Origin of the sequence: Pseudomonas sp. URMO17WK12:I12 (genome assembly GCF_000514395.1) — a bacterium.
GTDB classification, from domain to species: Bacteria; Pseudomonadota; Gammaproteobacteria; order Pseudomonadales; family Pseudomonadaceae; genus Aquipseudomonas; species Aquipseudomonas mucoides.
This window is the reverse complement of record NZ_AZVV01000005.1, coordinates 348786-373749: the sequence shown is the minus strand read 5'-3', so window position 1 is coordinate 373749 and position 24964 is coordinate 348786. Positions and strand designations below refer to the sequence as shown.

Annotated in this window: 21 protein-coding genes; 10 read left to right on the top strand and 11 right to left on the bottom strand. The window is 51.9% G+C overall.

The genetic code is table 11. The features are described from left to right. Position 1: 1 nt before the first annotated feature. Positions 2-907: a hypothetical protein gene (locus D882_RS0107120; protein ID WP_256218320.1), complete on the bottom strand. Its 906-nt coding sequence runs from the start codon at positions 905-907 to the stop codon at positions 2-4. Positions 908-954: 47 nt separating this feature from the next. Next, positions 955-2283 (bottom strand): GTPase-associated system all-helical protein GASH, encoded by a 1329-nt coding sequence (locus D882_RS0107115; protein ID WP_027922587.1) that lies wholly within the window; start codon positions 2281-2283, stop codon positions 955-957. A 960-nt stretch (positions 2284-3243) separates the two neighbouring features. Between D882_RS0107115 and D882_RS0107110 the strand changes: the two genes are divergently transcribed. Next, positions 3244-3660, top strand: coding sequence for a hypothetical protein (locus D882_RS0107110; RefSeq protein ID WP_027922586.1), 417 nt, complete (start codon positions 3244-3246; stop codon positions 3658-3660). A gap of 108 nt (positions 3661-3768) precedes the next feature. Here the strand turns inward: D882_RS0107110 and D882_RS0107105 are convergent, their stop codons facing one another. Beyond that, positions 3769-5094, bottom strand: a complete 1326-nt coding sequence (locus tag D882_RS0107105; protein WP_027922585.1) for a HipA domain-containing protein — start codon at positions 5092-5094, stop codon at positions 3769-3771. A 397-nt stretch (positions 5095-5491) separates the two neighbouring features. Between D882_RS0107105 and D882_RS1000000131885 the strand changes: the two genes are divergently transcribed. After that, positions 5492-5902 carry a hypothetical protein gene (locus tag D882_RS1000000131885; RefSeq protein WP_081743917.1) on the top strand — a complete coding sequence of 137 codons (411 nt, stop codon included), beginning with the start codon at positions 5492-5494 and terminating at the stop codon, positions 5900-5902. Here D882_RS1000000131885 and D882_RS0107100 read toward each other — a convergent pair. The 3 genes from D882_RS0107100 to D882_RS0107090 form a co-directional block, all read right to left on the bottom strand. Beyond that, positions 5870-6316 (bottom strand): hypothetical protein, encoded by a 447-nt coding sequence (locus D882_RS0107100; protein ID WP_032833449.1) that lies wholly within the window; start codon positions 6314-6316, stop codon positions 5870-5872. The genes D882_RS1000000131885 and D882_RS0107100 overlap by 33 nt on opposite strands. Positions 6317-6444: 128 nt before the next feature. Continuing rightward, a complete protein-coding gene (locus D882_RS01000000130860) occupies positions 6445-6747 on the bottom strand; it encodes a hypothetical protein (protein ID WP_050590158.1) in 303 nt (100 codons plus the stop codon). A gap of 198 nt (positions 6748-6945) precedes the next feature. Then, positions 6946-7677 carry a metallophosphoesterase gene (locus tag D882_RS0107090; RefSeq protein WP_027922583.1) on the bottom strand — a complete coding sequence of 244 codons (732 nt, stop codon included), beginning with the start codon at positions 7675-7677 and terminating at the stop codon, positions 6946-6948. 175 nt (positions 7678-7852) lie between these two features. Between D882_RS0107090 and D882_RS0107085 the strand changes: the two genes are divergently transcribed. Continuing rightward, complete coding sequence (locus D882_RS0107085; RefSeq protein WP_027922582.1) at positions 7853-8308, top strand: helix-turn-helix domain-containing protein; 456 nt, start codon at positions 7853-7855, stop codon at positions 8306-8308. Between the two features lie 106 nt (positions 8309-8414). Next, on the top strand, positions 8415-8639 hold the full coding sequence (locus D882_RS0107080) for a hypothetical protein (RefSeq protein ID WP_027922581.1): 225 nt from the start codon (positions 8415-8417) through the stop codon (positions 8637-8639). A gap of 228 nt (positions 8640-8867) precedes the next feature. Here the strand turns inward: D882_RS0107080 and D882_RS0107075 are convergent, their stop codons facing one another. Then, positions 8868-10229: a hypothetical protein gene (locus D882_RS0107075; protein WP_027922580.1), complete on the bottom strand. Its 1362-nt coding sequence runs from the start codon at positions 10227-10229 to the stop codon at positions 8868-8870. Positions 10230-10413: 184 nt separating this feature from the next. On the opposite strand from D882_RS0107075, the gene D882_RS0107070 reads away from it, so the two are divergent. After that, positions 10414-11967: an LA2681 family HEPN domain-containing protein gene (locus D882_RS0107070; protein ID WP_027922579.1), complete on the top strand. Its 1554-nt coding sequence runs from the start codon at positions 10414-10416 to the stop codon at positions 11965-11967. A 228-nt stretch (positions 11968-12195) separates the two neighbouring features. Continuing rightward, entirely contained in the window at positions 12196-14859 is a 2664-nt protein-coding gene (locus tag D882_RS01000000130855; RefSeq protein WP_050590151.1) for an AAA family ATPase, read from the top strand. A gap of 143 nt (positions 14860-15002) precedes the next feature. Here D882_RS01000000130855 and D882_RS0107060 read toward each other — a convergent pair whose 3' ends face one another. Next, positions 15003-15470 carry a hypothetical protein gene (locus D882_RS0107060; RefSeq protein ID WP_155953705.1) on the bottom strand — a complete coding sequence of 156 codons (468 nt, stop codon included), beginning with the start codon at positions 15468-15470 and terminating at the stop codon, positions 15003-15005. A 253-nt stretch (positions 15471-15723) separates the two neighbouring features. On the opposite strand from D882_RS0107060, the gene D882_RS0107055 reads away from it, so the two are divergent. After that, positions 15724-16377: a hypothetical protein gene (locus D882_RS0107055; RefSeq protein WP_027922577.1), complete on the top strand. Its 654-nt coding sequence runs from the start codon at positions 15724-15726 to the stop codon at positions 16375-16377. A 45-nt stretch (positions 16378-16422) separates the two neighbouring features. Here D882_RS0107055 and D882_RS0107050 read toward each other — a convergent pair whose 3' ends face one another. Together D882_RS0107050 and D882_RS1000000132620 are read right to left on the bottom strand one after the other, a co-directional pair. Continuing rightward, entirely contained in the window at positions 16423-17118 is a 696-nt protein-coding gene (locus D882_RS0107050) for an RES family NAD+ phosphorylase (RefSeq protein WP_027922576.1), read from the bottom strand. Positions 17119-18416: 1298 nt separating this feature from the next. Further along, the gene (locus tag D882_RS1000000132620; protein ID WP_155953704.1) at positions 18417-19172 is read right to left on the bottom strand and encodes a hypothetical protein; all 756 of its coding nucleotides are present in this window, start codon (positions 19170-19172) and stop codon (positions 18417-18419) included. A gap of 500 nt (positions 19173-19672) precedes the next feature. Between D882_RS1000000132620 and D882_RS0107035 the strand changes: the two genes are divergently transcribed. The 3 genes from D882_RS0107035 to D882_RS0107015 all read left to right on the top strand — a co-directional run bounded on the left by D882_RS0107035 (position 19673) and on the right by D882_RS0107015 (position 23160). Beyond that, complete coding sequence (locus D882_RS0107035; protein ID WP_007971486.1) at positions 19673-20017, top strand: YggL family protein; 345 nt, start codon at positions 19673-19675, stop codon at positions 20015-20017. A 320-nt stretch (positions 20018-20337) separates the two neighbouring features. Then, entirely contained in the window at positions 20338-21654 is a 1317-nt protein-coding gene (locus tag D882_RS0107025) for a GAF domain-containing protein (protein WP_027922574.1), read from the top strand. A 597-nt stretch (positions 21655-22251) separates the two neighbouring features. Beyond that, positions 22252-23160, top strand: coding sequence for a restriction endonuclease (locus D882_RS0107015; protein ID WP_027922572.1), 909 nt, complete (start codon positions 22252-22254; stop codon positions 23158-23160). A gap of 258 nt (positions 23161-23418) precedes the next feature. Here the strand turns inward: D882_RS0107015 and D882_RS0107010 are convergent, their stop codons facing one another. Next, positions 23419-24351: an STM4504/CBY_0614 family protein gene (locus D882_RS0107010; protein ID WP_027922571.1), complete on the bottom strand. Its 933-nt coding sequence runs from the start codon at positions 24349-24351 to the stop codon at positions 23419-23421. Between the last annotated feature and the right edge of the window lie 613 nt (positions 24352-24964).

Here is a 24964-nt window from a genome sequence, read left to right as displayed (position 1 = left end):
ATTATCTTGCTCCAAACATGAATAGTGGGTCCGAGACCGAGGCCTGCGTAGGGGGCAAGAAGATACAACCGCGCCGAATACTGAGAGTCCAGTCAAGGAGATCATTAAGACCTTGCCCAGAATCTGAGCCACTTTCAGCTCCGGGATTGATGCTTACTGAAAACTCGCGTGCATCAGGCATGAGGTTGAGCACCGTCTCGCGAACGGCCGTTTCCATCTCAGGCGCGATAGCGATATCTGATTTGGTCCAGACGAGAGCCACGGGGCGCTTGGCGCTCTCTGCCGACAAGCGACGGGCAAGCAATTGAAGAGAATTACGGGCGGCCCCCATGTTAGGCCCAGACAGCGCTGCACGATCGGCAATCAAAAGAAACGCGTCAGCGTGCTCTGCTACCCAGCGCGCACCTTCACCGTCAATTGCTTCTCTATTGACGGCCCATTTTTGAAACCACTCGCCGGGAGCATCAGCGAACAGGTATCCTCGAGCCTCCCCATCAGTGTTTCTGAAATCAAGATGTAACAGTCCGGGAGCCCGTCCCCCTCGACTGGTTGTGTGCGGGGGAAAGTTCGGTTGTAGGCCAGGACTCCAACGAAGCGCGCTCGCCACAGCTTCCCAGCCAGCAAACGAATAGGAACCTGCAAAACTTCGCGCCTCAGAACTAGTCAGGCCTCGGGAGATGAGTAGATACCAGGCGGCGAGCAATGTGGTTTTCCCAGCGTTTTGGGGACCAATAACTCCCACCATTAAAGGTTTGTGTCGTCCTGTAACGAATCCGAGATCAGCGAGACCGAGGGCGCTTCCCGACCAAGGCAGCAGCAACTCGTCCGCTGCCACCTCATCCTGTTCTGTCCCTGCACCACCTTCTTTTTTCCAAGCCGAACATTTGGCACGGTCCAAATGGCCCAAGTCGCAAGAGCTCTCGGGAGCGAAGCAAGTAGAACGCGAGCACGAAGTCATTCGGGTTTACTTCCTCGTCGCTTCAACTTGGTGGCGTCCTGCGTAGCCTGAGCAGCCTGAAGCTCTCTGAAAAGCCATCCTGCCCATTCAGGCAGGGTCAGCAGAGTCCCGGCTGGAACGCCGACTTTCATGCGGAAACTTTCATCATCGAGCAATGGCTGCCCCTGGCCTGCTCCAAGGAGCCCGAGTATTGGCCCTCGTCCGCTGCTGTGCGGAACCAACTGCGTCGCAACTTCGCGCAAGAAAATCAACGTTTGTGACGTTACTGCTTCGCTCAGAAGATCACGTATCGGCAGTCGCTCTGCTGGATCAACGGCAGGCAGACTTAGTACTGTTTCGTGGAGGAAGGCGGTAACACTAGCGGGAGAAAAGCTTGGCACCTGCTGGTGAAGGTCAAATGCCATCAAGGCTGCCGCCGTTGAAGCGGGCATTCCGCGATAGCTAGCGAGAGTGGAAGGAGAATAAAGAGTTTCTTTCCACCAGATCAGGTTGGTGCGACGCTGCAGACCTGCGGTCGCAGCGCTCACAGCCTTGAGTGTATTCCCGACGTATGTTGCGACTGTCTTTGATAGCTGTGACAGCGGCTCGGACAGGTCAATGGTCCCGACTTGGGATTCTTCGATTGCGGCTCCAAAAGCCTGTGAGATGGCAGTCGCTGCTCGTGTTCCGAACTCGGTAACCCATTGCTGATTCTGGGAGTGAGGGGAAGGATATGGATTGCCATTAGTAGCGCCTGCATCCGAATTCGGACCGGCGGCGGCTTGGAGGTTCTTCGCCAACGCATCGTTATCAATGCTTGCTGACACAGGGGGCAGCTCAATTGGCGAGGGAGCCACCACCGCCATCGCTGGAGCTTGAATCGACTCAGGGGTAGCCCACTCCAACTCTGCTCGGGCGTCAACCCGTCGCTCGATTTCGATAACAACGTCTGACCAAATTGCCTGTTCGTTGGCTGCCTCCATAAAGGGCAACGCATTACGCGCGGACGCCGTAAAAGCCACGCCGACCTTTTCGTCCTCAGCTGCCTGCACGAGCGCTTCGAGCAAAATCGCCCGGATTACAGTGAGGGGCGTTCCTGCGAAAGTGTTTACATAGGTTGCCCAACGCTTCTGAAGCGTAGCGATAGCCTCCATTACAACGGGATCGTCGGCCGGTGCCTGTGGATCAAAAGCGATTAGGGCAAATGAGGCAGTCTTTCCCGGTGTCTTTTTAAGGCTTGCCGCAAGATCGCCCGCTGCCTCTTGAAGTTTTTCGAGCTTCGCGTCATCACCGTTGAGGTTGAGAAGGCCTGCGTTCAGAAATCGCAGTAATACTTGATTGCTCATGGTTGGCTTCTTCTTGAACTATCCCTAGTGCTGCTCATTGGCAGTCCGACGCTCCGAAGGGTGCATGCATGCGCAGGCAGACCGACGGTTAAGAGCAAAAGTAGACCATCAATTTTCAGCGGAGGCAATTTGGCACTATCCACGCAGTGCAATAGCCATTTGGGCTCTCAAAATGCGAAGCAGGTAAGTTTCGTCACAGCTGTCATACCGCGCTTTCCCTCACCTTCAGGAAACACTCTTCGATACCCAGCAACAATGGGTGTGTCCGAGGTAGCGCCATATTGATCCTATTTTTGGCCGACCCAGCTTCCGGGGTGCTTTCGGTAGGCTCTGTGAAACCTTGAGATGTGCGCCATTTCGGCTCCAGGCAATGAGAGTGCCTGGCAACGCCGTTGGCAGAGGTGGGCGAGGTTTTCCTTTGCCCGCCGCAACCTGAGCCCAATACCCCACCGGCGGTCGGGGTACATTCAGGCTGGAATAGATCCGAGCCAGGTAGCTGGAAGAAACACCATATCGCTCCCCGATTTTGGTCATTGGCATCGACCAGGCTTGTTCGTACAACGACTCTCTTGTCACCATGTCTTCGGAGGAGTCATCGGCTGGAATTTTTGATTCTGGCGTGTCTTCCATGGATAAGCGCTTCGAGAAAGGTGATCAGGAAGAAGGCTGCTGCCAAGTCTTCCTAGCCTAGACGTTATGACGATCCGATGCGGGAGCAGGCTGAGTCATTGACCGATTCACACCCGCGCCACGTTCGCTACCTCAAATGAAAAGCATCCGAACCCTGAGGAAACGAGTGGGTAATCTGCGCAACTACCAATAATTGATTCAAAGCTGCAATGCTCGCTTCACGCGCGCGTCCATCCAGTAAAATTCGGTGTGCCCAATTGTCCTGATGCTGATAGCGTAGGCAACACGAACCGCGAACTTATCTACGTATACCGTGCTAAGGAAGCAATCATGGGTATCGACCTGAAGACTTTATGCCTGCGCGAGAACCAACGACGCAGGATACTCTGGGCGCTCGAACGATTAGGTCCTGGTGCTGAAGAAGCAAAACCACTCCTTGCCGAGCTTGACGACATCGATCACCAAGATTTGGAAAACCCAATAGGTGCGGCCTGTTCGATGTCGATTGATGAGTTACGCGAACGCGTCCCGGACACCCCATTCAAGGGAAGCGATGGCCACCTTTTCGTTATCGTGCTTGACCAGCACATCCCACAGCCGTGGCACGCGCGATTCGAAGCAGCGAGCGCTCTTTCTTCACGGCTGCCGCAAGGAAGTTATGCAAGCGACTGGCGTCGATTTCTTCGATGTTGGACACGAGATATGCAACACCTTGCGGCGCATAGAGGGAGCGGCAAGATTGATTGAGTTTGATTTGAACACAAACGATTGGGAGCCCTTGATCCAGCATTGCGCGAGAGTTTCGTGCAGGCAGAAGATGATTAGAGGGAAATGCGGCGCTTACCTGGAATTGGATCAATCCATCAACTTCCACCTGCGAAACGTATCTTCAAGACACCTGAGCGGAATCAGCGGTGAGCGCCAAGCTTGCTGCGGTAGCCCTAGATCAAGTAGCAAATCCGGCAACGACAGCAACAACCAGGCATCTGCCCGCAAGCGATCGAGCAGCCATTCGGGATCTGCCCAATGAGCAAAGTGAGCACAAACAGCCGCCCAATCGACCGACCCTAATCGTTCCATTGCTGTTGGCCACCGAGTGCTCCGCACAATTCCTTCCACATCCAGCACCATGGGAGCAAGGTCGTAAATAGGTGCAAAGCTCACTCGCTCTTTACTCCGGAGGATCGAGAGGTTCCCACCATGATTGTCGTTGTTCCCGGCGACCAGATTTATCAAATCCCGGCGCAGGTACTCGCTAATCATGCCCGGTATTTCAGATTCTTGGTCTGCGGCTATCCATGTTTTCGCTAGCTGACCCACGACATCGATGTGATCCATACGGACAACCGAATTAGTGACGCCACAGAGCGAGTACATTGACTCTACTGCGATACGCTCAATCCCGCCCGGAGAGACTTTTCGATCGAATCTTTGCATCCAAATACTGGGCACCTTCGCCGCTTCGTATGCCAGCCCCTCGGCGGAGATCGTGTCGACCCCCAACTGGCCCAGCGCGCGGTAAAAGCAGTATTCGGAATGCAGGATGTCTCGATCTAATTTGGTTGCTTTGTTACGCGGGAACTTAACGAACCAGTGTCGACACACATCTGCGTCGCGTACCGCTCCCTCGGGATGAAGCCGCCCCGAGGCGTCCTCGACCAGCAGCATCTTTTGAGCTACGCCCCCGGCCCCGAGCGCGCCGATTATTGGCCATCCCGACTTCCTGGCTTGGTCGAGAAAGCCCATACCTTCCTGAACAACCTCTACTCGCGTAGACCCACCAGTCATTTTGCTTGTGGAATACAGCGTTTCGCCCGAGCTTTTTACCCGCATGTGTCCAATGGGAGCAGCAGCGAATTGCTGCAGCAGAAAGAGGTCAGTCGACGTCCCTGGCGGTACTACCGCTCTAGACAATATGTGCCGGCGCGCAGCACCAGCCGGGATGATGTCGTGCAGAAAAGCTGGGGCGAGCTCTCGCCGAATATCCCATTCCAGAGGGAGATTCGCACTGACAGTCGGCGCTTTAACCGTACCCAGCTGAATATACTGATTCGCAAGATAGTCGGGCAGGTAGTGAGTGATGCACCGGCTGCGCAGGCTATCTTTAGGCGAATCGAAGCTGACCACCAGTGCGTCGTGCCAGTGGCCATCCGAGTGAATTTGAAGGGTGATGGATTCCATACGTCTCGACGAATTACCGAAGCCTCCCTATGCATTGATCAATATGAGTCCCCAGCGTTTCTGGAGGGGGGTTAGGTACGCTGGACGGCTAGGAATAGTTTTTCGCTCAATGTTTCTGACTCAATCTAAGAGTGAGCCAGGCATTGCGCCCAAATAGGGAGTTTCCCCCAGTTCCCCGATAAATTACGAAGCGAGCATTGACAAACTCTCATGCAGTGCTGCTATCGCTACTCGTTTATTCACATCAGTTTTTTTAAAGCACGTCACGCTTCAACACCAGGCACACTCATGTGCTTTCTCGTTTCACAACCGGGTTGTTAAAACTTCGAAAAAGAGGTTTGCGAACGTCATTGCTCCATTTTTATAATCAACTTACAACAATGATAAGGAGCGCGCCATGAACTACAAATCTGCGGAATACATTAAGCAGTACAACAAAACGCTGAACAAGCATTGTGATTGGGAAGTTCAGCTATCGACCGACGAAGGACATAAGGATTCTTTTGCGGTATTTCATTTAAACACACACCCTGCAGAACAAGACACAGTTGTATTCATTGGTTATATCCCCATCGCTACACCAGTAGAATCACTCATTTGTTCCGAAGCATTTTGCTTCAACTATTGTCGATTAGGGATGGATATTGGACGGAAGACTCGAATTTACTTATTAGCAGATACTGGAGAACTCGTCTTTGATGAGCAGCCCCAAGAGCTTCTGAATAAACTCAAAATTCAAGCTACTGAAGGCTCAGAGCCTCAAAAAAACAGCGCATCAGTTGACACTCGTTTTCCAGAAGAAGGATAACGGATGTTCAATCCCCCCCAATGCTTTGACCGCAGGCAAGCTGGCATGCTTGCGGGCACCACGGCCGGCTAAGATGTAAAGGGTATCTTTGCTTTCAAAAACGCATTCTTCAAAGTCGCTCTGAAAATCGCTGAGAACACTATCGCCCGGCTGGAATTTGTTGTCACTGTCGAACACCACTGCTTGCGCATACAAAACGGTTGCCTCAAGGCCTTGCGCTTTGATTTCCCGTTCTTGAGATTCCGGGAGCATGACATCCAACAGCAGCCACTGTCTAACGATGCAAAATGGTTTTTCTGTGAAGGTAGCAGTGGCCAGTTCGATCAACATATTGTCTTCAAGCCTTGAGCCACCCAGGACTCGTGCTGATCCGAATAGCAATTCACCTAGCAGTTCAACATCTGTAACAGCCATATTTCTCAATACCACCCTTATCTGCTCGTTCTTTCGATAGTCCAAGCAGATATTAATTTTCCTGCGAAGTTTTCACCGCAATGTAAAAGGTTCAACGTCCATCCAGAAACGAATCCCCTACTGATCGATCAGTGGTAAACACGATTCATGTAAACGTTGTTTCCGGGCGGCACCCAACTCACTACAACGTATAAACTCCCTCCGACAGTTTTGAACAACGAGTAGCCCTCGATGAAGAACGCCGTTTGTATCCTTGATGTTCTGATACTGGCGCCTTCCCTAAATCGCCCCTTCGTATCGCCAAACACCGTTCCCATCAGTATCGGAGGGGTATCTACGGCGGCCACCAGATAAGCCGTGACAGACATCCCGAAATCGATCGCCATCGCCGCTGCTACAGCAGCCGGAACGCTCAGTGGAAAATCATTCATACTGGGGTTACACCTGAGCGCTGAACCAGAGACTTCATGGAGCAATTTTTTGTGTGCACGTGCCTCTCCCGCGTGTTCGCCGCGCTGCCACTGGCTGCACTTGCACAGCACATTTGGAGCAACCGCTTGAACGGTGTGAGCGTCAAAAACCGTGAGCATTTTGATAGAAGCCTTAAGTTGACGGCCATTTCAGTGAACTCAAGAAAGGCTGATTACCAGGCCTGGATCGAAACCCGTTTGTTCACCTGGATAACCCCGAGAATTTGAGACCACACGGCATCGCCCGAACATGACGTCGATTGAATGGTGGGTATGTCCAAAAATCCAAAGATCCGCTTTGTCCAGAAGCTCGTGCCAACGGTTTGAGTAAGCAGCACTCAAATGCCCCTCATGTTTGTCACCCATTACTTCGGGGATGGGTGCGTGATGCGTAACGACTACAGTTTTGCCATCGAATGGCTCATCGAGCTTCTTGGAGAGCCAAGCGAACGACGCGTGGTTTCGACTGATGAGGTCGGACGGGCGCAGCCGGCGATATGTTTCTCCAGTCCGAATGACTCGAAAATCATTCATCCAATCCCATGCGGTTTGGGTGGCTACAACGACGTTCCCGCTGGACGAAAAGTCAGTCCAGCCCGTTGCGCAAAGGAACCGCGTTTGATTCCAAACAAAGGTCTCGTTTTCTAAAACGTGGACGTGCTGCAGAGCTTGCTCCTTCATTTTTTGCAGCGTTGAATCGATATGCCCGCCATAAAATTCGTGGTTACCGCACACGCAAATCACCGGGCGCGCAAAGACCTCATTGGCCCACCTCACTCCTCTCGCCTTGACATCAATATCACCCACCAGCACAACAAGGTCGTAGTCCCCGGGCACAGGCTCGAACGGAGAAAACTCGTTGTGCAGATCTGAAAGCACGTAAAGCTTCATCTGTATCCCGATCTCGATTTACAGCTAAATTGATGGAGCGAATGAAGGGGCGAGACGAATCTCTCGCCGACTCCCGATCCGCGAACGAGCCGGCAGATCCACTCGTATGAATATATACATTTGAGTGGATCATGGCAATCACGGCATACAGATCTGTTTTAACGGAACGGAAAAAATGTCTGTGCGCACCGCATTCGCCGTAGCACTGAAGCTTTTGCGAACAAAGCGTGGCCTCACACAGCATGAGCTAAGCAAAAAGGTCACTCAGTCGCATGTAAGCCGCATCGAAAATGAAATGACCTCCCCCAGCCTTGAAGCCATCATTGAACTTGCCAGAGTTCTGGAGCTTAGCCCTGTTGCCCTCATGGCATTGGTGTGTAGTGCACAAGACGCACTGAGCGCCGGCGATGTCCTGAAAATCGCGGAAAAGGATCTTCAGGATATGGCGCTACTGCAGGATTCGATTCCGCTGGAAATTGAAGAGACGCCTCACCCTCGCATTACCGCTGCAGCAAAAATGCGAGAGGAAGTTCAAGCACTCAAAGAGCAAGGGTTTTCGCAGGCTGAGATCGCGAGGAAGCTGGGGATGGCAAAGACCACGGTTCAGCGTCATTGGCATCGTTCGGACTGAGCATTTTTGCTTTTATTTGCCCCCGTCTTACTTTTGTTCAACGGTCATTCAAAGCCAATACTGAACCGCTGCTATGCTTTGCTCTCCATCCGAACGGAGTCGAGTTATGGCTGAGCAATATTCCCTCCCTGACGTACTCGCAAGAATGTATGAAAACCAACTGGCGATCGAAGCTGCGCTGATGGAGCTCGTCCTTCTGGAGGAGCAACGCGGATCATCAGATGCTTGTGAGAATGCGCGCGGGGCACTTGAAAGGATTGGTGAGAACGCCGGGCACATCAAGCAGGGGATTGCGAGGTTGGGCGGGGCTGCGGATTCTTCCGCATACTGAAATCTTCATTTGAATCGACTGGTCATTGCATAGGCGCAGGGCGTCAGCCACGTCCTGTAACATGGCACTTCAAATATTTCATGGAATGAAGCCGAAATACGCTCTATTCCTCTGCCACGCCACCGCTATAAATCGGCTGACGCCCTCACCTGATTCCCTCGCCCTTAGTGCGGCAGAGCCCCACTTAGATTTGGATCACTCGTGGGATGACAATTTTTCAGACTTGGTTTACTTCCAGTCCAAGTCTGCCGTGGAGAACTTCAGCGCCTGATTACCCGCCTGGTAGAAGCTCGCCTCGATGACCACTTCGTCGACCTTACGCAGCTGACTCATAAATTTGCTGTAGTCGGAAATGAAGAGGTACGTCGTGCTGTTATCACTCGGCTCACTGGCAGAAAAACGTTGAGGCTTTCCATCTCCAAAACGAACGCTCACGCTGCAACCATCATAGCTGCTGCATAGAAACTGTCCCCGCTCAATCTGAAGAATAACGTCCGATCCCCACCGAGGATGTTTTCGTAATTCAAGCGTAGCCCGTTGTGCACCTGAATAAGAAAAACCGAAGGACAGGGTATTGGTCGAGTCGACCTCCGCTGTCAGCACCTCTTTCTGGGTCATTTCATCGTTGTGTGTGCCGTAGCGCCACACCAGTCCCATCTGCCGTTGATGGGCTTTGAGTGCGGCCGCCTCTTCCTCTGCTTTTTTCTTGGTAGCTGCCTGCGTGATCTTAGTATTGAGCTCCGTCAGCTGTTTTTTGTACCCGGCATTGTCGGGAGCCAAAGCGACCAGTTGCTCGTAAATCCTGGCTCGCCCAGAGATATCGTCATCTTTGATAGAGCCAAGGCTCTCGACGAGCTTGGTCTTTTTGGCTTCATCGGCCATGGTCTTATTCTTGAGTTCCACCTTCACTGCGACTGCATCGATATCGGCGTCTCCAAGACCTTGATACTTGCGTACAACGTTCAGCGCCTCGGCAACCTTGCCCTGCTCAATAAAAGCGTTCGCCTCGGCCTGAATCGCAGCTTTGTTTGACTTGAGGTATTGAGCGGTCTGCTCACGCTCGGCTTGACGCTGTTGCTCGGCCTGTTGTTGCGCAAGCTTGCTGCGCTCGGCCGATTCATTCGACGTGGCAGAGGCGAACATCATCATGTAGCAGATGAACAGCGCTCCCGAACCGATGACCTTTAACTGAAGACCTACATCGAACCCAAAGATAGACCGAACACGCTGGTATATAGGGGGGATGAGCAATGACGCACCTGCCAGTGCCGGCAGCGACACCAATGGAAAACGCCAGACACTTGTAAGGAACAACCCAAGGAAAAGCAGGCCAAAAAACCAGGCACCAACTTTACTTGCGAGGGCGACGGATCTTGATCCTAGATCTGCACTTCCATTACTCGTGGAGGATTGAAAAACTAGGGACTGCGCAGGCTCGAGCTCGATGAAAACATCGTCATGCAACGGGTGTTCACTGGCAGCCGGAACCGTCACCGGGTGCTTGCAGTGGGGGCATCGACCAGTGATACCGGCCTTGTTGTTGCTCAAGCGAATGCTTTGTTGGCAGTGTTTGCAGACAAACTCAATCATGGCCTTCCCTGGTCGTTGAAACCTGAGCCTTAGCCTACGGCGGTGGCTCATTGCCAGTCAATCGCTCACGCATTGGGCCCACTGATGATCCAGGGCCGTTCTCAAGGGGCGGGACTGGGCATCATTGTGAGCTATGGTTCGTCGGTGATGATGCAAATCGCCCCCATGACTCGAGAGCCGTCCCATGCCATCAATGCTTAGCCGTTACAACGAGCTGCACGCGCATCTCGATCACTTGTTGAATACCGATCCTGCTCTCGCAATCTCACAGGCTCGAGAGATCGATCTTGATACACCTGAGCGACTCAATTGGTTGAATCTACGGGCGAGCATTCTCGTGGATGGAGGTGCGATGACCCAACAGCAGGATGCAATTGAAGAAGGTCTCACTTTATTCCAAGAGCTTCACACTTTGCATCCAACCACCAATGTGACCTACAACTTGGCAAATGCGCTCGTCGCGGCGGCTGGGCATCTGCAGGGGAATTCCAGTTGGCTGGATCATCAGGAGCGTAATCGAGAGTACCGTGCGCAAGCGCGCCGGTGTTTCTGGAAGGTTGGTCAAGATGTTGATGCTGAGCCATCGCTGAGAACACAGGCCTGGACGAATCTCGCGAACCAGTTCAGCAATAGTTTACGGCTGGGCGAAGCCCATGATGCAAGGCTTACTGCACTTGAAATCGACCCCGAAAACGGGGTTGCCGCATATCGCGCGGCCCGTGATTTGCTGTGGCTTTTTGACCAAGGAGGATGCTCAGATCTGACGCGCATTGAAGCCATCATGCTAGCTAAAATCGCGCATAGAAATGAGGATCGAATTGTCGAATATGCAGGTGCGCAGGCAGCAAAGGAAATCGCAGCGTTCGCTAAAAAGCTCGGAGATCCACCACCGCGATCACCCCACACTGATCCGTTCATCACATGGATGGAAACTGAACGACTAACGCTTGCTCCAGCTGTCGAACTCGTCGACCCAACATTGGGCAAGCTGGACTGGCTCATGCTCCCCGCAGTATTGGAACGCGAGCCTGGCGCAGCGGCAACGCCACCACCTCTTTTCGCCATGTTCAACATGCTCAAGAGCGACTTTATTCTTGCCCGTGATCTGGCATGGCGAGCTGTCGACGAAAGCGTTTGGCCGAAGACAGGCCGATTCTCAGACACACTCGACTTTGCCACCTACGGCCCGGATACCTCTGCACTCATAGTTGCTCACCGAACGGCCATTGACCTGCTCGACAAGGTCGCGGTAACGGCGAATCACTACTTTGAACTAGGTCAGTCTCCCACCAGCGTTTCCTTCGGTACGTTATGGCGGGGAGCCAAAGATAAATTGACGGGCGTACGCCCGCTCTCCACTAAAGTCGAGACGGTCATTCGCAAAGGCGCCAAAGCCCTCTACGGCCTTGTGGAGCTCGCCGAAGACTACGCCGGCGAAGAAGGCATCCTTCGTCCACAAAAAGATCTGCGTAACTCCGGCACGCACCGCTTCGTGGTACTTCATGATCTTGGTGATCCAGCTTCCAGCAGACAAGCACCTGAAGTCGAGCACCATCATCGCGAGCAGTTTACCCAGGACGTGTTGCGCGCCCTGCGTGTGGCCAGATCAGCCATTCAGATGCTCGCCCTCGCAATTACTCAACACGAAAATGGATTGGCACAACGAGAAGGTGGCTTGGTCGGACAGATGATTGTCCCTGACCACGACTTGATTCGGGGGCGCGACAAGGATGTTTAAATAAATCTGCTTCATACCCTTCATCTACCAGCGTTAACAGGCTGCTGCGTAACCCCTGAATTCGCAACGCGACATCATCTTGGCCAGCTAGACTCACAAGCCATGCGGATCAGGATGTGAACGCGTGTCGCGAAGCCCTCCCCCGCAAACCCGCTAGTCGCGTACATCGAAGATTAGGCGAAGTCAGCGACTTAGAGCTGGATGCACTCGTACGAAAAAGGAGGCTTCATGTCAGTTCTGCAGGAAGTTTTGATGTGGTCGAAAGGCCTGTCAGCCTGGCAAGGGGACTGTGTGAGGCGCTTGCTGGGACAGGAGACGCTGACTCAACAGGATTTCGAGGATGTGCTCGCCCTGCTCAAATCAGCGCACGGAATCACTGACCCGGAAGGACGTATAGCCTCGCCGCTGAGTGAGGATCAAATTCCTGCTGCAATAAAACCAACTACACACATCGAACTGCATGCAGTGAAAAACCTGGTGAACGTCAACGCGATCGCACCGGAACACAGCCTGGAATTTTCGCCCCAAGGGCTGACTGTAATCTACGGGGGCAATGGTTCCGGTAAATCAGGGTACTCCCGGGTACTGAAACGGGCATGTCGAGCACGGGATCAGACAGAAACCATCTACCCCAATGCCAACCACCCCCTTCCAGCGGATGCGAATGCCAGGGCCACCTTCAGCATCAGCGTAAATGGTACCAGCAGCGATGTGCTGTGGACTGATAACCAGCCCGCTCCAGCAGAGCTTTCAAGCCTTTCAATATTTGATTCTCGTTGCGCAAATGCATACCTCGTCAACGAAGCCGATTACTCCTATGTGCCCCATGGGTTGGATGTTTTTGAACGACTCGCTGCATTGCAGCAAAAGTTGAAAACAGCGATTGAACAGGAGCAGAGAGAGCACTCCGTAGATCTCTCCGCCTACTCACCGATGCATGGGCAGACGGCGGTTGGAAGGATGATCGCTGCCCTTTCTGCCAAGACCTACTCAAACACTGTTGTAACACTTGGCACCCTTACAGATGAGGAGCTAACCCAACACACAACCATCGGCAAAAGTCTTCAGGAGAATAATCCTAAAGAAAAAGCCAACCAGCTCAGACGCCTGGCTCAACGGATATCCGTGGTTGCTGGCAACGCACTGAACAGGTCGCCACTGATCGACCAGAACGTTGAGAAGGCCCTCAAGCAGTCGGTCGAGGACTACATAGCAGCAAAGTCGGCGGCCGAACTCGCCGCAAATAAATTCAAAGAGCAACAAAACCTGCTACCAGGAACTGGTGGTGATGCGTGGCGAGAGCTTTTCGACGCCGCCCGCAAATTTGCGCTCGAGTCCCACCCTGGCCAGGACTTCGCATCTCTCGATCCGGACAGTCCATGCCCACTGTGCCAAGAAACACTCAATGAAGGTGCTGCGCGGTTAGCTCGCTTTGAGGAATTCATCCAACAGGAAGCTGAAAAGACATCTCAAGCCCGCCGCAAAGATATGGTTGGGAAGTACACACCGATTACGACGCTGGATGTGAATATCGGGCTGGACGAAGCCACATGGGGGGAAATTCACACGCTAGCCCCAAAGGTCGCTACGGATTGTCGGGAGTTTGAGCGAGTACTAGGTGAGCGCCGTGACCAAATAGTCGCCGCCGTAAAATCCAACAACTGGACGAACATTCCCCTTCCCCCCAAAAGCCCGTCAGTTGCATTGCAGGCACTGGCAAACCAACTCAATGAACACGCCCTCAACCTTGAGCAAGCGTCCGATGAGGTGGCCAGAATTCAACTTCAACAAACGTACGCTGAGTTGGAAGCGCGCGTGTTACTGAGCAAGGTGAAAGATGCAGTCGTAAATTCCATCGCCCGGATGACCCATGTGGCCATTTTGGCAAAGTGCATCACTGCGCTTAGGACAAATTCCATCTCGACCAAAGCCACCCAGATTGGAGAGACCGTGATATCCACGTCGCTCCAGGATGCATTGAATGCTGAGTTCAAAGCGCTAGGTGTAGGAGGCCTTCAGGTTACCCTTCAGAGCCGGTCAGGGCGCGGAAAAATGTTGCACAAGCTCAAGCTGGAACTACCACAGAGTCGAAGTCCCAAAGACCTGCTCAGTGAAGGTGAACAGAGAGCCATTGCGCTGGCGTCATTTCTGGCCGAGGTAGGACTGAGTGAAAGCACAGGGGGAATCATCTTTGATGACCCGGTTTCCTCCCTGGATCACCGGCGTCGCGAGCGTGTCGCAGCAAGGCTAGTAAAAGAAGCCGCGCGCAGACAGGTAGTCGTTTTCACCCACGACATCTACTTTCTGTGCGTTCTGGCGGAGCAAGCAGATACAGCCGGCGTCACCGCGTTGACCCAAAGCATCGCTCAACGCTCAGAAGGTTACGGTGTCGCAACACCGGAGCTTCCTTTTGAGGGCAAAAATACGACTGGGCGCATCGCATTTTTGAAAGCTCGGCATCAGCACATTGCAAAGCTATTCAGACTGGGTGAAGAGGACGAGCACCGTAGACAAACCGTCGAGGCATACTTCCTCCTTCGAATGGCATGGGAACGTGCAGTCGAAGAGGTGCTTTTACGACGCGTCGTCCTACGCTTTCGCAAGGGTGTTGAAACTCAACGACTGTCCGAAGTCATCGTTGATGACAATGACTACCTGCAGGTAACTGCTGGGATGGGCAAGTGTTCCAATTATGCTCATGACAAGGCAATGGCAGGTGACGTAGCGGTACCGGAGCCTGATGAGCTGCTCTCTGACATTCAGGCCTTGGACGTATGGCGCCTTCAAATCGAAACTCGCAGCACCGCTACGAGTCGCGCCAGGAAATCGGGCGTACCTAGTGCACCCTTACTCTCTCCTGCCACTACGGCAGGGTCGAAAAGTGAAGGGTAGGCTAAGTCGGTTCCGGCTCTGCACAAGCCTAACACTGAGTTACTCAGTGAGGGCTCCACGCTGGGCATGCCTTGAATTAGCAGAAGGATGACTGAATTGCTACGCGAAACCGATCGCCACTGATTGTGACGATCGTCTCTCCTTCAGAAGAGATTGAAGAATCGGCGTGCTAAACGAAGGATTCGGGCAAATAGATCAAGCTTCGCATAGGTACTCTCCTGTTCAACCAGATATCCCAGCCTGGCAGAGATTTCCCTCCTCTCGCCATTCACCGCCTGCAAATCCGCGGGGGTGGCTACTCCATTCGACAACATGCCGATGCGAATGAGGGACAACGAATTGAACCGGGCAACCTCCCGTTCATGGCGAAGGTGAAAGCGACGATTGATGTACCGCATTTTGCCCAATGCAAAGCCGTAGACCCCCATCCCCCCCAAAAATACTTGAGACGTGGTGATACTCAGACCACTGGCATTCAAGAGCGCAGCCAATTGTGGAGTCCCAAAGCATATTTGCCAGAATGCGTAGAGGCAGAGTACGCAGGTAGCCAGGTACTGCCATCTTGAAGGGTACGCACCCAACAAAATTTTGATTCGGCGGATTTTTTTCATGAGGCCCTCACTGAGATCGTTGACGTAGGTGTAGCAACGAAGATCATCGAGGCCTCCTAAGGTGCTCGCAAGCCAAAACCTACCCTCCTTTTCCCGACGTTTGAGACTCTCCCTCCCCGGCCTCATCAATGTCTAAGTCTTGCTTATCGCCAGGCTCCCATCGACCTTTCTCCTATCTTGCGGACGCTCGTTACGTTGACAATTTACAAAATTAGACTTAATGTAAATCGTCAATCACATCAAGAGGCGCACCATGAGCCCCACGAAATCGACCAACCAGCCCCTCGAAAGCGCCGAGTCTCGCCTCGAGGCCCTTGATAACATTGCCGGCGCAAGTGGAATTCCCGTGCGCCTCCTCAAACTCATCAGCTTGGTGGTAGATCACTGGAAAGAAGAAAAGACAATCGAGGACATACATTCTCTTACTGATGCAGAGCTGCTTCGCTCATTAGCTATCAGCGGCGGATTATTTGCATCACTCAACACAAGAGAAACTAGAAAAATTAGTCGTAGAGCTGTATCAAAAATTGAGTTCTTTGAAAGACTCAAAGAGTTCGGAGGCGTGCTTAAAAGCAAGGGCGTTACTGATGCGCTGGGAATCAGCCGGCAGAGCGTAAGCAATCACCTATCCAAGAAAAAACTCATCGCATTCCAGGTGGGCCACGATAATTATTTCCCGGCGTTTCAATTTTTAGACAATGAAAAGCTACCTCATTTAGAAGAAATTTTAGGACTATTAAACGTAACAGGCGCAGAAACCATATGTACTTTCTTCCTCAACCCTATTGCCGTAGAGAATGGAAGATATGAATTGCCGTACGCTCTTCTAAAAAATGGAGCGACTGAGAAGCAATTAGAAGCCATTAGGCGCGAAGCAGCACTCTTTATGACCGGCACGCCAAGCTAAAAAACAGCGCACCCAAAGCCGGGGCGCTGCCTGAATATTTGAAGCTTATGGAGCAACCACCTTATACCCCAACATTTCTGTCAGGATTTCTTCGGTATCCATCACATCCCCATCAAAGTAGTCCGGAGTTTCGCCGTGATGCTCGAAGTCCGAAAGCCCTGTCATGCTCACCGTCGAAACCGTAGGCTCCTGACCCGGTGCCACCCAAAGCGCGTAGCACATGCGCCCGTCCGAGTAATGCCGTGATTCGTACGCAATACCGTCAAAAGCGTTCGGTTCCAAACGAGCCACGATACCCACAATTGCTTGCGTGAGATCGTAATTTTCGCCAGTCACCTCATCCAGAGTGCGGTTCAACTTTGAAAGACAGGCCTTAAGATCCAAGAGCCGCAGATCTCTCACCATCTCTACTTTGCACATATTGCGCGTTTCGAGATCCTCCAAACTGATAAAAGTGTCAAGCCCTTTATGCCCGGGCAAGCGCAACCGCCCAAAGGTCTCAGCCAACGCACCGCTGGGATGCTCCGCTCCGTACCACACCCGGAAAACCTTCCAGGGGTCGTTGAAACGCCCTAACTCTTCAGGTTCCGTGGGGCATCCAAAATAATGCGCATTTGGATATTTCTGGTGTTGCACTCGACAAGCCTCGGAACCACCAGAAACTACCTTCACAGGAAGCGTTTTAGCCTCGTGAAACCCGCGAATCAGTTGTTCGAGTTGCTTAAGTTCGTAATCGTTCATGCCCACCGTGTTGTACTCCGTTCAAGAAAGTTTTTGCCATAAGATCACCAATTAGGTTTTGCTTACGTCTTAGATACACTGACCAAACTATTCAGCCAGCGGCCCCTGACCTAACTGCCAGGGCGCGAACGGAGCTTATCAAAGTCAAAGGGAAAAATGGAAACTTACTGCAACTTTAATTGCAACTTATTTCAGATAACATAAATCACAACCCATTGCAACAAGCAACTAATTCTGCTAGGCAAAGCTCATGCACTTCGTGAGAGCACCTAGTAAATAGACGCACACCTATGTGTACTCATGGAGTTATTCCATGACAAATCAGATGCCAAGGTATTTACATCAAAACCATAGTCCGATTGCATCAAAAATAGAGCGCATTTTTTTCCAATATTTTTGTGGTTTCTTTTTGCCATTCTTTGTCTGTTCTCCTATTTTTTCTCATCCTCGCTTGCCTCTCTGCTTGCTCCTTAAGCAAACTATAAAAGGTCTAGTCACCCATCAACGTACGATGGAATCGAGAATGGAACAGATAAAGCCCCCCTGCTACCGTTTATCAAGATAGGAAGACTTCTGGATGATGGTGATGATGGGGATCGCCTGACTTGCATGCACCACGAAGAGCCGGGAGCGCGACAGGACTACAAGCACTATGAGGAGGACGAGTGGGTCTACACCCTCGATGGGCTTCCAGGCTTTGCAGCCCACCGAAGCGAATCTGATGCGGTTCTCGCCGCGGAAAAGGAGTTATTCCAACAACACAGCTAGATCGCGCAAAACCAATTAGAAAAAGCACTGGAGGAAAACGATATTAAGCTTGCCCTTGCGCTCGCTGAACGCAGGGGATACCGGCTTGGTATTACCGATCAGCGAAGACACGTCGCAACGATCGTCCATGGAGCATTATCACTGCTGCCCCCATTGGAACGAATCTGACATATCACATATCAGGCGCTCTCTTTAGCCGCTTTGAAATAACTGTTCGAGAGGTATCGATACCAATCGGTGATACTCTCATCTTCTTGGCCGACTTTCGTAGCTTTCCCATTTTATACGGTAACCCATTCAACATATGATGAGACACGAGCAGGGTTGGCAAACCTTGTTCTTGCAGAATATTATTGATTTTCCCGACTTGAAATATAACAGTGCAGATAAACCATAAGTTTTACCCGCAGACCAAACAACCGCACTCTCTCCAGATACAGTTCATCCACCAACAGTAAACTCAACTCCACTCAACTTACAAAATAAAAAGACCCACCAAACACGCCACCAAACACCAACAAACTAACCCTCTATCTATTGGCCTTCACTATACGACTTACTTCGTTCTGCATAGCGGAGTCCAGCACCGGAGCATAAAGATCCATATCAACTATTGTATCTTGCTCACTAACCTTAATTTGAAATGGCCCGTATATGATATCAATCATGCCTTCAGAAGTAACAAAATTTGTATACGGATTGTTACCCTGCCTATCCTTGTGCACCCTTATATTTGTGACGCCGTCGGCTAGCATATCAACATATTTTTTTTGATCGCTGGGACTTAGCATCGTATAGAACTCACCACCAAACCCATACGAAACCCCGTCTTTCATTTCAAACCGAGGAAAAGTCTTTTCATTCTCCACATTCGAAGTTCCCTCGTCACATAGCAAATACACCTGGACATCAACAAAAACTACCCTTTGCATGTTTTCATAAACATCTTTAAGAAACTCTCCCCATTTCGGACTCGTTCCGCGCGCAGGAGATCCCGGGCAAAGCGTGTAGTACCCCCGAATGACCGGCATCGAGAATGATGGTGATGAAGAGTTTATTATTGTTACATTACCCGAGCCCGTGGCTATCGCTGGGCCGGCTCCTGAAATGGCTTGTTGCGACTGATGCCCTGAAAGAGTTGAGTTCGCAATGCTCTGAGAAGAGTTCATAGACCCATGTGATTTACCATCCTCGCCTGGAAAAAAGTAAATATAGAGTCCCCACGCAATACCAAATATTGAGCCTACAGCCCCGATAATCAAACATCTCTTCTCAAATTTCTCCATGACAATGCTCTCTGGCAGCGACATCACTCACAGTATGAAAAGTAAGATTAGTCGACTTTTTAGATTTTTTGCCACTACCTGCTTAACGTGTCAAATAGCAACAATCTAGAAACGAACCCAGCTCGACTGCGAAGAGAAAAGGAGGAAACCCTTCCTTGGACACCGAGCCGGGTAGCCCCCTCACCCACTGATATCTATAGGAAGAAGACTATGCAGTCTTTTCTGACGGCGTCGGTGTAACCGCTCCAGCTCTCATGCCAACGCGCCACATTTGAGGCACAGCAGAATGCGCTCGACTTTTTAGCCTCTCATGCGATTTTTCGGGCACACCTACTCTTCTTTTCACACCCAGGCTCCGCTAACGCAAATAGGTCTCATGGAAATGTCCGTACGTCGGTCGCTTTATCCCCACTCGCTGGACATACAGCCTCACTCTGTCAGGCAGGCATGTCGCTTAGCTGGTAAGATGCGCGGCGTTATTACTTATGAGGATTGTTTCAATGGCCACTAACCGCTCCCAGCGTCTGCGCAAAAAGCTCTGTGTAGACGAGTTCCAGGAATTGGGCTTCGAGCTGAACCTGGACTTCAAGGAAGACTTGGCTGACGAGGCAATCGATGCATTCCTCGACGCTTTCCTGAAAGAAGCCATGGAAGCCAACGGTCTGGGCTATGTTGGCGGCGACGACTACGGTCTGGTTTGCCTGCAGAAGCGTGGCTCGGTCAGCGCTGAACAGCGCGCTGCCGTTGAAGCCTGGCTGAAAGGCCGCACCGAGCTGACCAGCGTTGAAGTCAGCCCGCTGCTGGACGTCTGGTACCCGGAAAAGCCGATCAATCCGGTAGCTTGATGTTCAAAGGGCCATCCATCGCGATGGCCCTTTTTGTTTCTGCCTCATGAAACGCACTTTTACCGTCAAATTGAGTTCTCCCCGAACTCCCTCCCCGATTCGAGCGCCCCACTGTCCGTGATCAATCACGGGGACGATCCTATTCTCGTCATGGCCTGCCGGCATTACCGTCGCTCCATTCCCCCTCACAACTGAAATGCTGCACTTGGAATCCTGGTGCCGTCCACTAGGTGACTTGCCCGTGATTCCGATATGATGGCCACACTCATATAAGCGCTGCTCCGCCTGCGGCGTCGATCCAGTGAAGGGAAGCTCAGGTTATGTCCGTTGACAGTGGAACTAGGGTTGCGATTTCGAAGTTTTTTGCGAACCCAGCCGGCTCAATCATCCTGACGCTGGTGTCAGTGTTAAGCGCTGGGTACATCTCCATCTGCAGCTCTCCCATCCTCACGCAAAGCCAGGCGATCCTCGGCAGCCTTCCCGAGAACGCCACGCCTCCAGATACCTATATCCATTCAATCGTCGCACTGTTATTAGCAATTTTAGCTTTGCTGATGGTCTGGCTCCGCGAGAGGGGACTGGCTGATATGGCTATTCGCAAGGAACGAAAGCTAGAGGCGCTGGCTGTAGAGAAACAAGCGTTGATCAAGCATGAGAACACGGCGATGGAGGGTCGCTTGACCAACCTCCCACCTCGCCAATTCATGAATGATTACGTCCAGACACTTCAGGATATTGGCAACCTCAGACGCCTGACCAAAAATGAAATGTCGTCGATGACCCCGGAGAAGATCATAAAAAGGATGCAAACCATGATGTCGGGCGTGCTCAGCTTAGCCAGAACATGGGATGACATTTCGGCCTCAAACAAATTCGTCTCTTATCACGCAAATATCATGCGGATTTTCTCCAGTGACGAAATTGCTCTGTCTCCAGTGGTTGGTCTGCCCTTGGAAGAGACCATGGCTGACGATGAAGGCAAGAAAGGTGGTGTCGAAAATGCTGTTCCAGACGCTGCCGAGGATCACTTCAGCTTGGAAAAATGGATTCTCCAATATGAGTTTTTTCTCCATAACCAGTCATATGACGTGGCCATAGAGCGGTGCTCTGGCATCTTGTTCATCCAGGACGTCGAGCTATCCGTCGAATCCTTGAACTCGGACAAAGCGGATGAGAATGTCGAGCAGATTTGTCTGCCCTTCACTTACAAGCAGGAGTATGAATGCTCCCGCCATCACCCGAACCTCCCCGGTGCTCCACAATGTGCCGCCTCAAGCCAGCCGATCTATATTGCAGACTTGCAAGCGACGCTAGCCAAATGGTTCGAGGCAGAAAAACGCAGAAATAGGGAGATCAGTCCGCGCTACGAAGAAAAGATTACCCAGTACTATCAAAATCTGGAGCACGCCAGGTCGCTAATCAGCTTGCCCATTCTCCATAATGACAAGCTGATGGGCGTGCTGAACGTCAGCAGAAACGCGGAAAACATGCTGATGAACTCAGATCGCGCCGAACTGTTTGTGCAGCTCATGCGCCCTATTTGCTACCATTTGGGTAAGATGCTAGCATCATTAGAAGACAGTTATTCCAGCCAAGATGGCATTACTGAAGCAACGGAGGTTGATGATGAGAACTGAGCTACGAGCGAAACTGGTTCGAAAGCCGACCCGCTCCAACTCCGCTGAACGCCGGGAACCGACAGGAGAAGAAGTCCGTGTCACCTTGGCCAGCCGTGCAAAAAAAATACTCAACGGCGAAATTGTAGAGTCCACCGGGTGGAACTTACAAAGTTACTAACTCGAATACCTACAGCAAGCACATGCGAAGCCGCCCCTATGGGCGGCTTCGTCGTATCTGAAGTATATCGATTCAATTGAATGCGTGTGGTTGCTTCCTGGAGCCATCCGCCCTGGCCAGGGAATTATGCTTGCCAATTAGCCAGGTCGCATGCCTGATTCAATCGAGTCCATCGAGGTGTACCGCGTAGCGCCATTCAGGACGGCCACAGAAAACTCGATTTCCCACCCGAAAAAAACGAATCACGCATGCCGTCCGTGCATGGCCATCGTACAAAAATCATCGCGGCGAGCAGATTCACAGATGCCACGATGATGGGTGCGGAGCTAAATTCCACAGACGGATTGATCGGCATCGCCCTGGCCGACCTAAAGACAGTAGTGCTCCCCTTTCCTGCGCCTACACTGGACAAATTCTTAGAAAGGAGCAGGTGACCCGTGAGCTTCCCATCAGACATCAAGTTGGCTATGCGGCAATGCATCCTGAAGCTGCTGTGGCCTAAAGACGACATCGTTAATTTCTTCATCAACAACAGCTGCACAACGACCGACATCAAAGCGCTGGGGGACTATAAAACGATGTCACGCGCGGGCATCGTGGACACCATGTTCACGCACCTCGCCACCAAATCTGATTCCGGTCTCGGCCAGTTTCGCGCCATGCTGCAGTCGCTCATCAATTGGACGCACTTCGACGACTACTACTTCGTCAAGCTGGCAAAGCTGAGTCGAAGCGATGCCGAGAATGCAATCACTCACCTGAAGCAGCTTCAGGAGATCCGTGACCATCACATCAATGAGCAGCGGAAGGAACGTGAGCGCCGCGAGTCCGAAAATCGCTCCACCAAAACAACCTTGCCGGAACTAAAGGCTCAATTTATCGCGCTGCTTCAAGGATCGCAGACCGGCAGCAAAAGGGGCTACGCCCTAGAGGCAATACTTCACAACCTGGCACGCGTCTCAAATCTAGAGGTGACCGAAGCCTTTCGAGAAAATGGCGAACAGATCGACGGGGCAATCAAGTACGAGGGCGAGCACTATCTCATTGAAGCCAAGTGGCAAGACAAAGCTGCTGCCAATGAGGCTGTGTACCAGTTTGCAGCCAAAGTTGAAGGCAAGATGTACGGTCGAGGCCTCTTTATTTCGATCCACGGCTTCAGCGACCACGTCGTAACGTCCCTGATCGCGGGCAAGGCGCTCAAAACCATCTTCGTGGACGGCGGTGACCTCATCCTCGTATTGGAGGGCCTTCTGACCCTCACTCAGATGCTCGACTGCAAGATTAAGGCAGCCCAGACCAGAGGGCTCATCTACGTTGACGCGATAACTGGGAAGGCCAAGAAGTAGTACTGCAATGGGGCGCAGGGATGTACCGGGCCGAAGGTCTCACCATCTTGTGATTCATCGGCGCTCGCGACTTCGAAGCTCCGTCTTGCGTATGAAGCACTTACTCCGTCAGGCGAGATTCATCTTGATCAACATTCAAATGGCCCAAACCATTTCCCCCTGCAGCCTGGATCTTAAGCCACCAGGGGAGGGTTAAGCGCCCCGTGGCCCCCTCCTTTGACTCTCTGTACACAGTGTATTCGGCGTCGTCGACAGCCGTTACCCGGCATTCATACTATTAGCTGAATTGACCAGCAACAGAATCGCCGAAGCGGCCATGTGCAAGGTGTAGGACACGATATGGGGTTCAACAGTCTTTACCGCGCCACCCTGACCGTGGCTGCCCTCATTGTTTCTTATGGCCGGAACACTACTGTCCAGCAGGTTAGACAGGGATGCGAGGTGGCTTTGATAGTACTCGGGAAACAGGCCATTCTCGATGCAGATCATAATCAGCTTCTTCGCTGAGTCGCTCTTCTTGTATACCCAGCCCTTTTGATCGCAAATAACCTTCATGGTGCTTTCGAAAGCCTTATTGGCCTCGGTGAGAGCCTCCTTGTAAAAGCCATGCCGATAGTGATCGTGTGCAGTAAAGAATTCTTCCTGAGCCCCCTCGAAGCCGGGAACACTCAAATAGTGAATGACCGGCTTGACCACCTCGCTGTGCATAACTTGTGAGTCCACACGAATGATTTCGTCATTCACGAACGAGTAGCCTACCCCATGCTCTTTGAATCGACTATTCAACTCTTCGATGCAGAAATCGACATGTGATCGACCATCGTGACCAGCATAATACTCAACGTTATTCGCTTCGCGATTTGCACATTGGAATGCCAACTCAATGACATCGAGCGAACGTTCAACGTCCGGTTCATTCAGAAAGGCATCAAACAACAACCCCTCGGGCCGGCGCTCAAATCTGTTTGGTAACAAATCAGGTCTCGCCCACTCTTTGGCAAGGGCGCCTAAAATTCGGCTATAGACCTGAAAGTTCATGAAACTGTTAGGGCTGTCGGAATGCCCCAGCGTCTGCTCAATCAACATTACAAGCTGATTCTTGAGATCGGGTGGAATCGTTTCGTACTGAAAAACATCCGGTATGTCGCCACGCTGTCTGCGTTGACGCTTCGAAAAGATGTCGTGGATCATCAAGCACGTCCTTGTCTGAGAGGGAATCACCGAATACTACATCCCCGTCGACGGCTCAATCTAGGCGTCAGGAAAACCTTTGAGTTGCTAATTCGACGCCGTTGCCGACCCGGACATATTCCAAGGGGTGTGTGATGTTGCTAGCGTTGAGACCTCTTCGAATGTACAGGCTGCTGTCCTACTCTTCCGGGTGCGGAGGGACTAAGGGCGCAATGCTGACTGATGTTGCGGCGGTGGCACACACCGAGGGCGTGATCGACTGAAAGCGACTGGATGTTTGATGCTTGAGGGAAGAGCGGGAAAAGCGGGGATTCAGAGGAGGGGGTGTGAAGGCGTTTTTGACAACATTCGAACTATTTTGTGCTAATTAGCAAAACTTGAAATTCATCGACGCACAGTTTTTTGCGCAGACGCTGGGAACGGTTAGTCGCCATTGGAACAATCCTCATAAGTAATAACGGGCGGCACTTTAGCAGTTTAAGCCGCTAATTGCCCGACTCTCTGGGGGGCATCGCTGACCGCCGGTAAAAAAATAGCAGATTAGAAGGCCATGGCACGGCACACACTTTCAAGCCTTGGGGCATAATGCCGACACTTTCATGACCACTGAGGG

Excerpts from the sequence above, each read along its gene's own strand:
- D882_RS1000000131885 (WP_081743917.1), top strand. The coding sequence starts at position 5,492 with ATGAACTACAAATCTGCGGAATACATTAAGCAGTACAACAAAACGCTG.
- D882_RS0107075 (WP_027922580.1), bottom strand. The coding sequence starts at position 10,229 with ATGATTGAGTTTGTCTGCAAACACTGCCAACAAAGCATTCGCTTGAGC.
- D882_RS0107105 (WP_027922585.1), bottom strand. The coding sequence starts at position 5,094 with ATGGAATCCATCACCCTTCAAATTCACTCGGATGGCCACTGGCACGAC.
- D882_RS0107085 (WP_027922582.1), top strand. The coding sequence starts at position 7,853 with ATGTCTGTGCGCACCGCATTCGCCGTAGCACTGAAGCTTTTGCGAACA.
- D882_RS0107055 (WP_027922577.1), top strand. The coding sequence starts at position 15,724 with ATGAGCCCCACGAAATCGACCAACCAGCCCCTCGAAAGCGCCGAGTCT.
- D882_RS0107100 (WP_032833449.1), bottom strand. The coding sequence starts at position 6,316 with ATGGCTGTTACAGATGTTGAACTGCTAGGTGAATTGCTATTCGGATCA.
- D882_RS0107115 (WP_027922587.1), bottom strand. The coding sequence starts at position 2,283 with ATGAGCAATCAAGTATTACTGCGATTTCTGAACGCAGGCCTTCTCAAC.
- D882_RS0107050 (WP_027922576.1), bottom strand. The coding sequence starts at position 17,118 with ATGAACGATTACGAACTTAAGCAACTCGAACAACTGATTCGCGGGTTT.
- D882_RS0107070 (WP_027922579.1), top strand. The coding sequence starts at position 10,414 with ATGCCATCAATGCTTAGCCGTTACAACGAGCTGCACGCGCATCTCGAT.
- D882_RS01000000130855 (WP_050590151.1), top strand. The coding sequence starts at position 12,196 with ATGTCAGTTCTGCAGGAAGTTTTGATGTGGTCGAAAGGCCTGTCAGCC.
- D882_RS0107060 (WP_155953705.1), bottom strand. The coding sequence starts at position 15,470 with ATGAAAAAAATCCGCCGAATCAAAATTTTGTTGGGTGCGTACCCTTCA.
- D882_RS0107080 (WP_027922581.1), top strand. The coding sequence starts at position 8,415 with ATGGCTGAGCAATATTCCCTCCCTGACGTACTCGCAAGAATGTATGAA.
- D882_RS0107035 (WP_007971486.1), top strand. The coding sequence starts at position 19,673 with ATGGCCACTAACCGCTCCCAGCGTCTGCGCAAAAAGCTCTGTGTAGAC.
- D882_RS0107110 (WP_027922586.1), top strand. The coding sequence starts at position 3,244 with ATGGGTATCGACCTGAAGACTTTATGCCTGCGCGAGAACCAACGACGC.
- D882_RS0107090 (WP_027922583.1), bottom strand. The coding sequence starts at position 7,677 with ATGAAGCTTTACGTGCTTTCAGATCTGCACAACGAGTTTTCTCCGTTC.
- D882_RS0107025 (WP_027922574.1), top strand. The coding sequence starts at position 20,338 with ATGTCCGTTGACAGTGGAACTAGGGTTGCGATTTCGAAGTTTTTTGCG.
- D882_RS01000000130860 (WP_050590158.1), bottom strand. The coding sequence starts at position 6,747 with ATGAATGATTTTCCACTGAGCGTTCCGGCTGCTGTAGCAGCGGCGATG.
- D882_RS0107010 (WP_027922571.1), bottom strand. The coding sequence starts at position 24,351 with ATGATCCACGACATCTTTTCGAAGCGTCAACGCAGACAGCGTGGCGAC.
- D882_RS1000000132620 (WP_155953704.1), bottom strand. The coding sequence starts at position 19,172 with ATGGAGAAATTTGAGAAGAGATGTTTGATTATCGGGGCTGTAGGCTCA.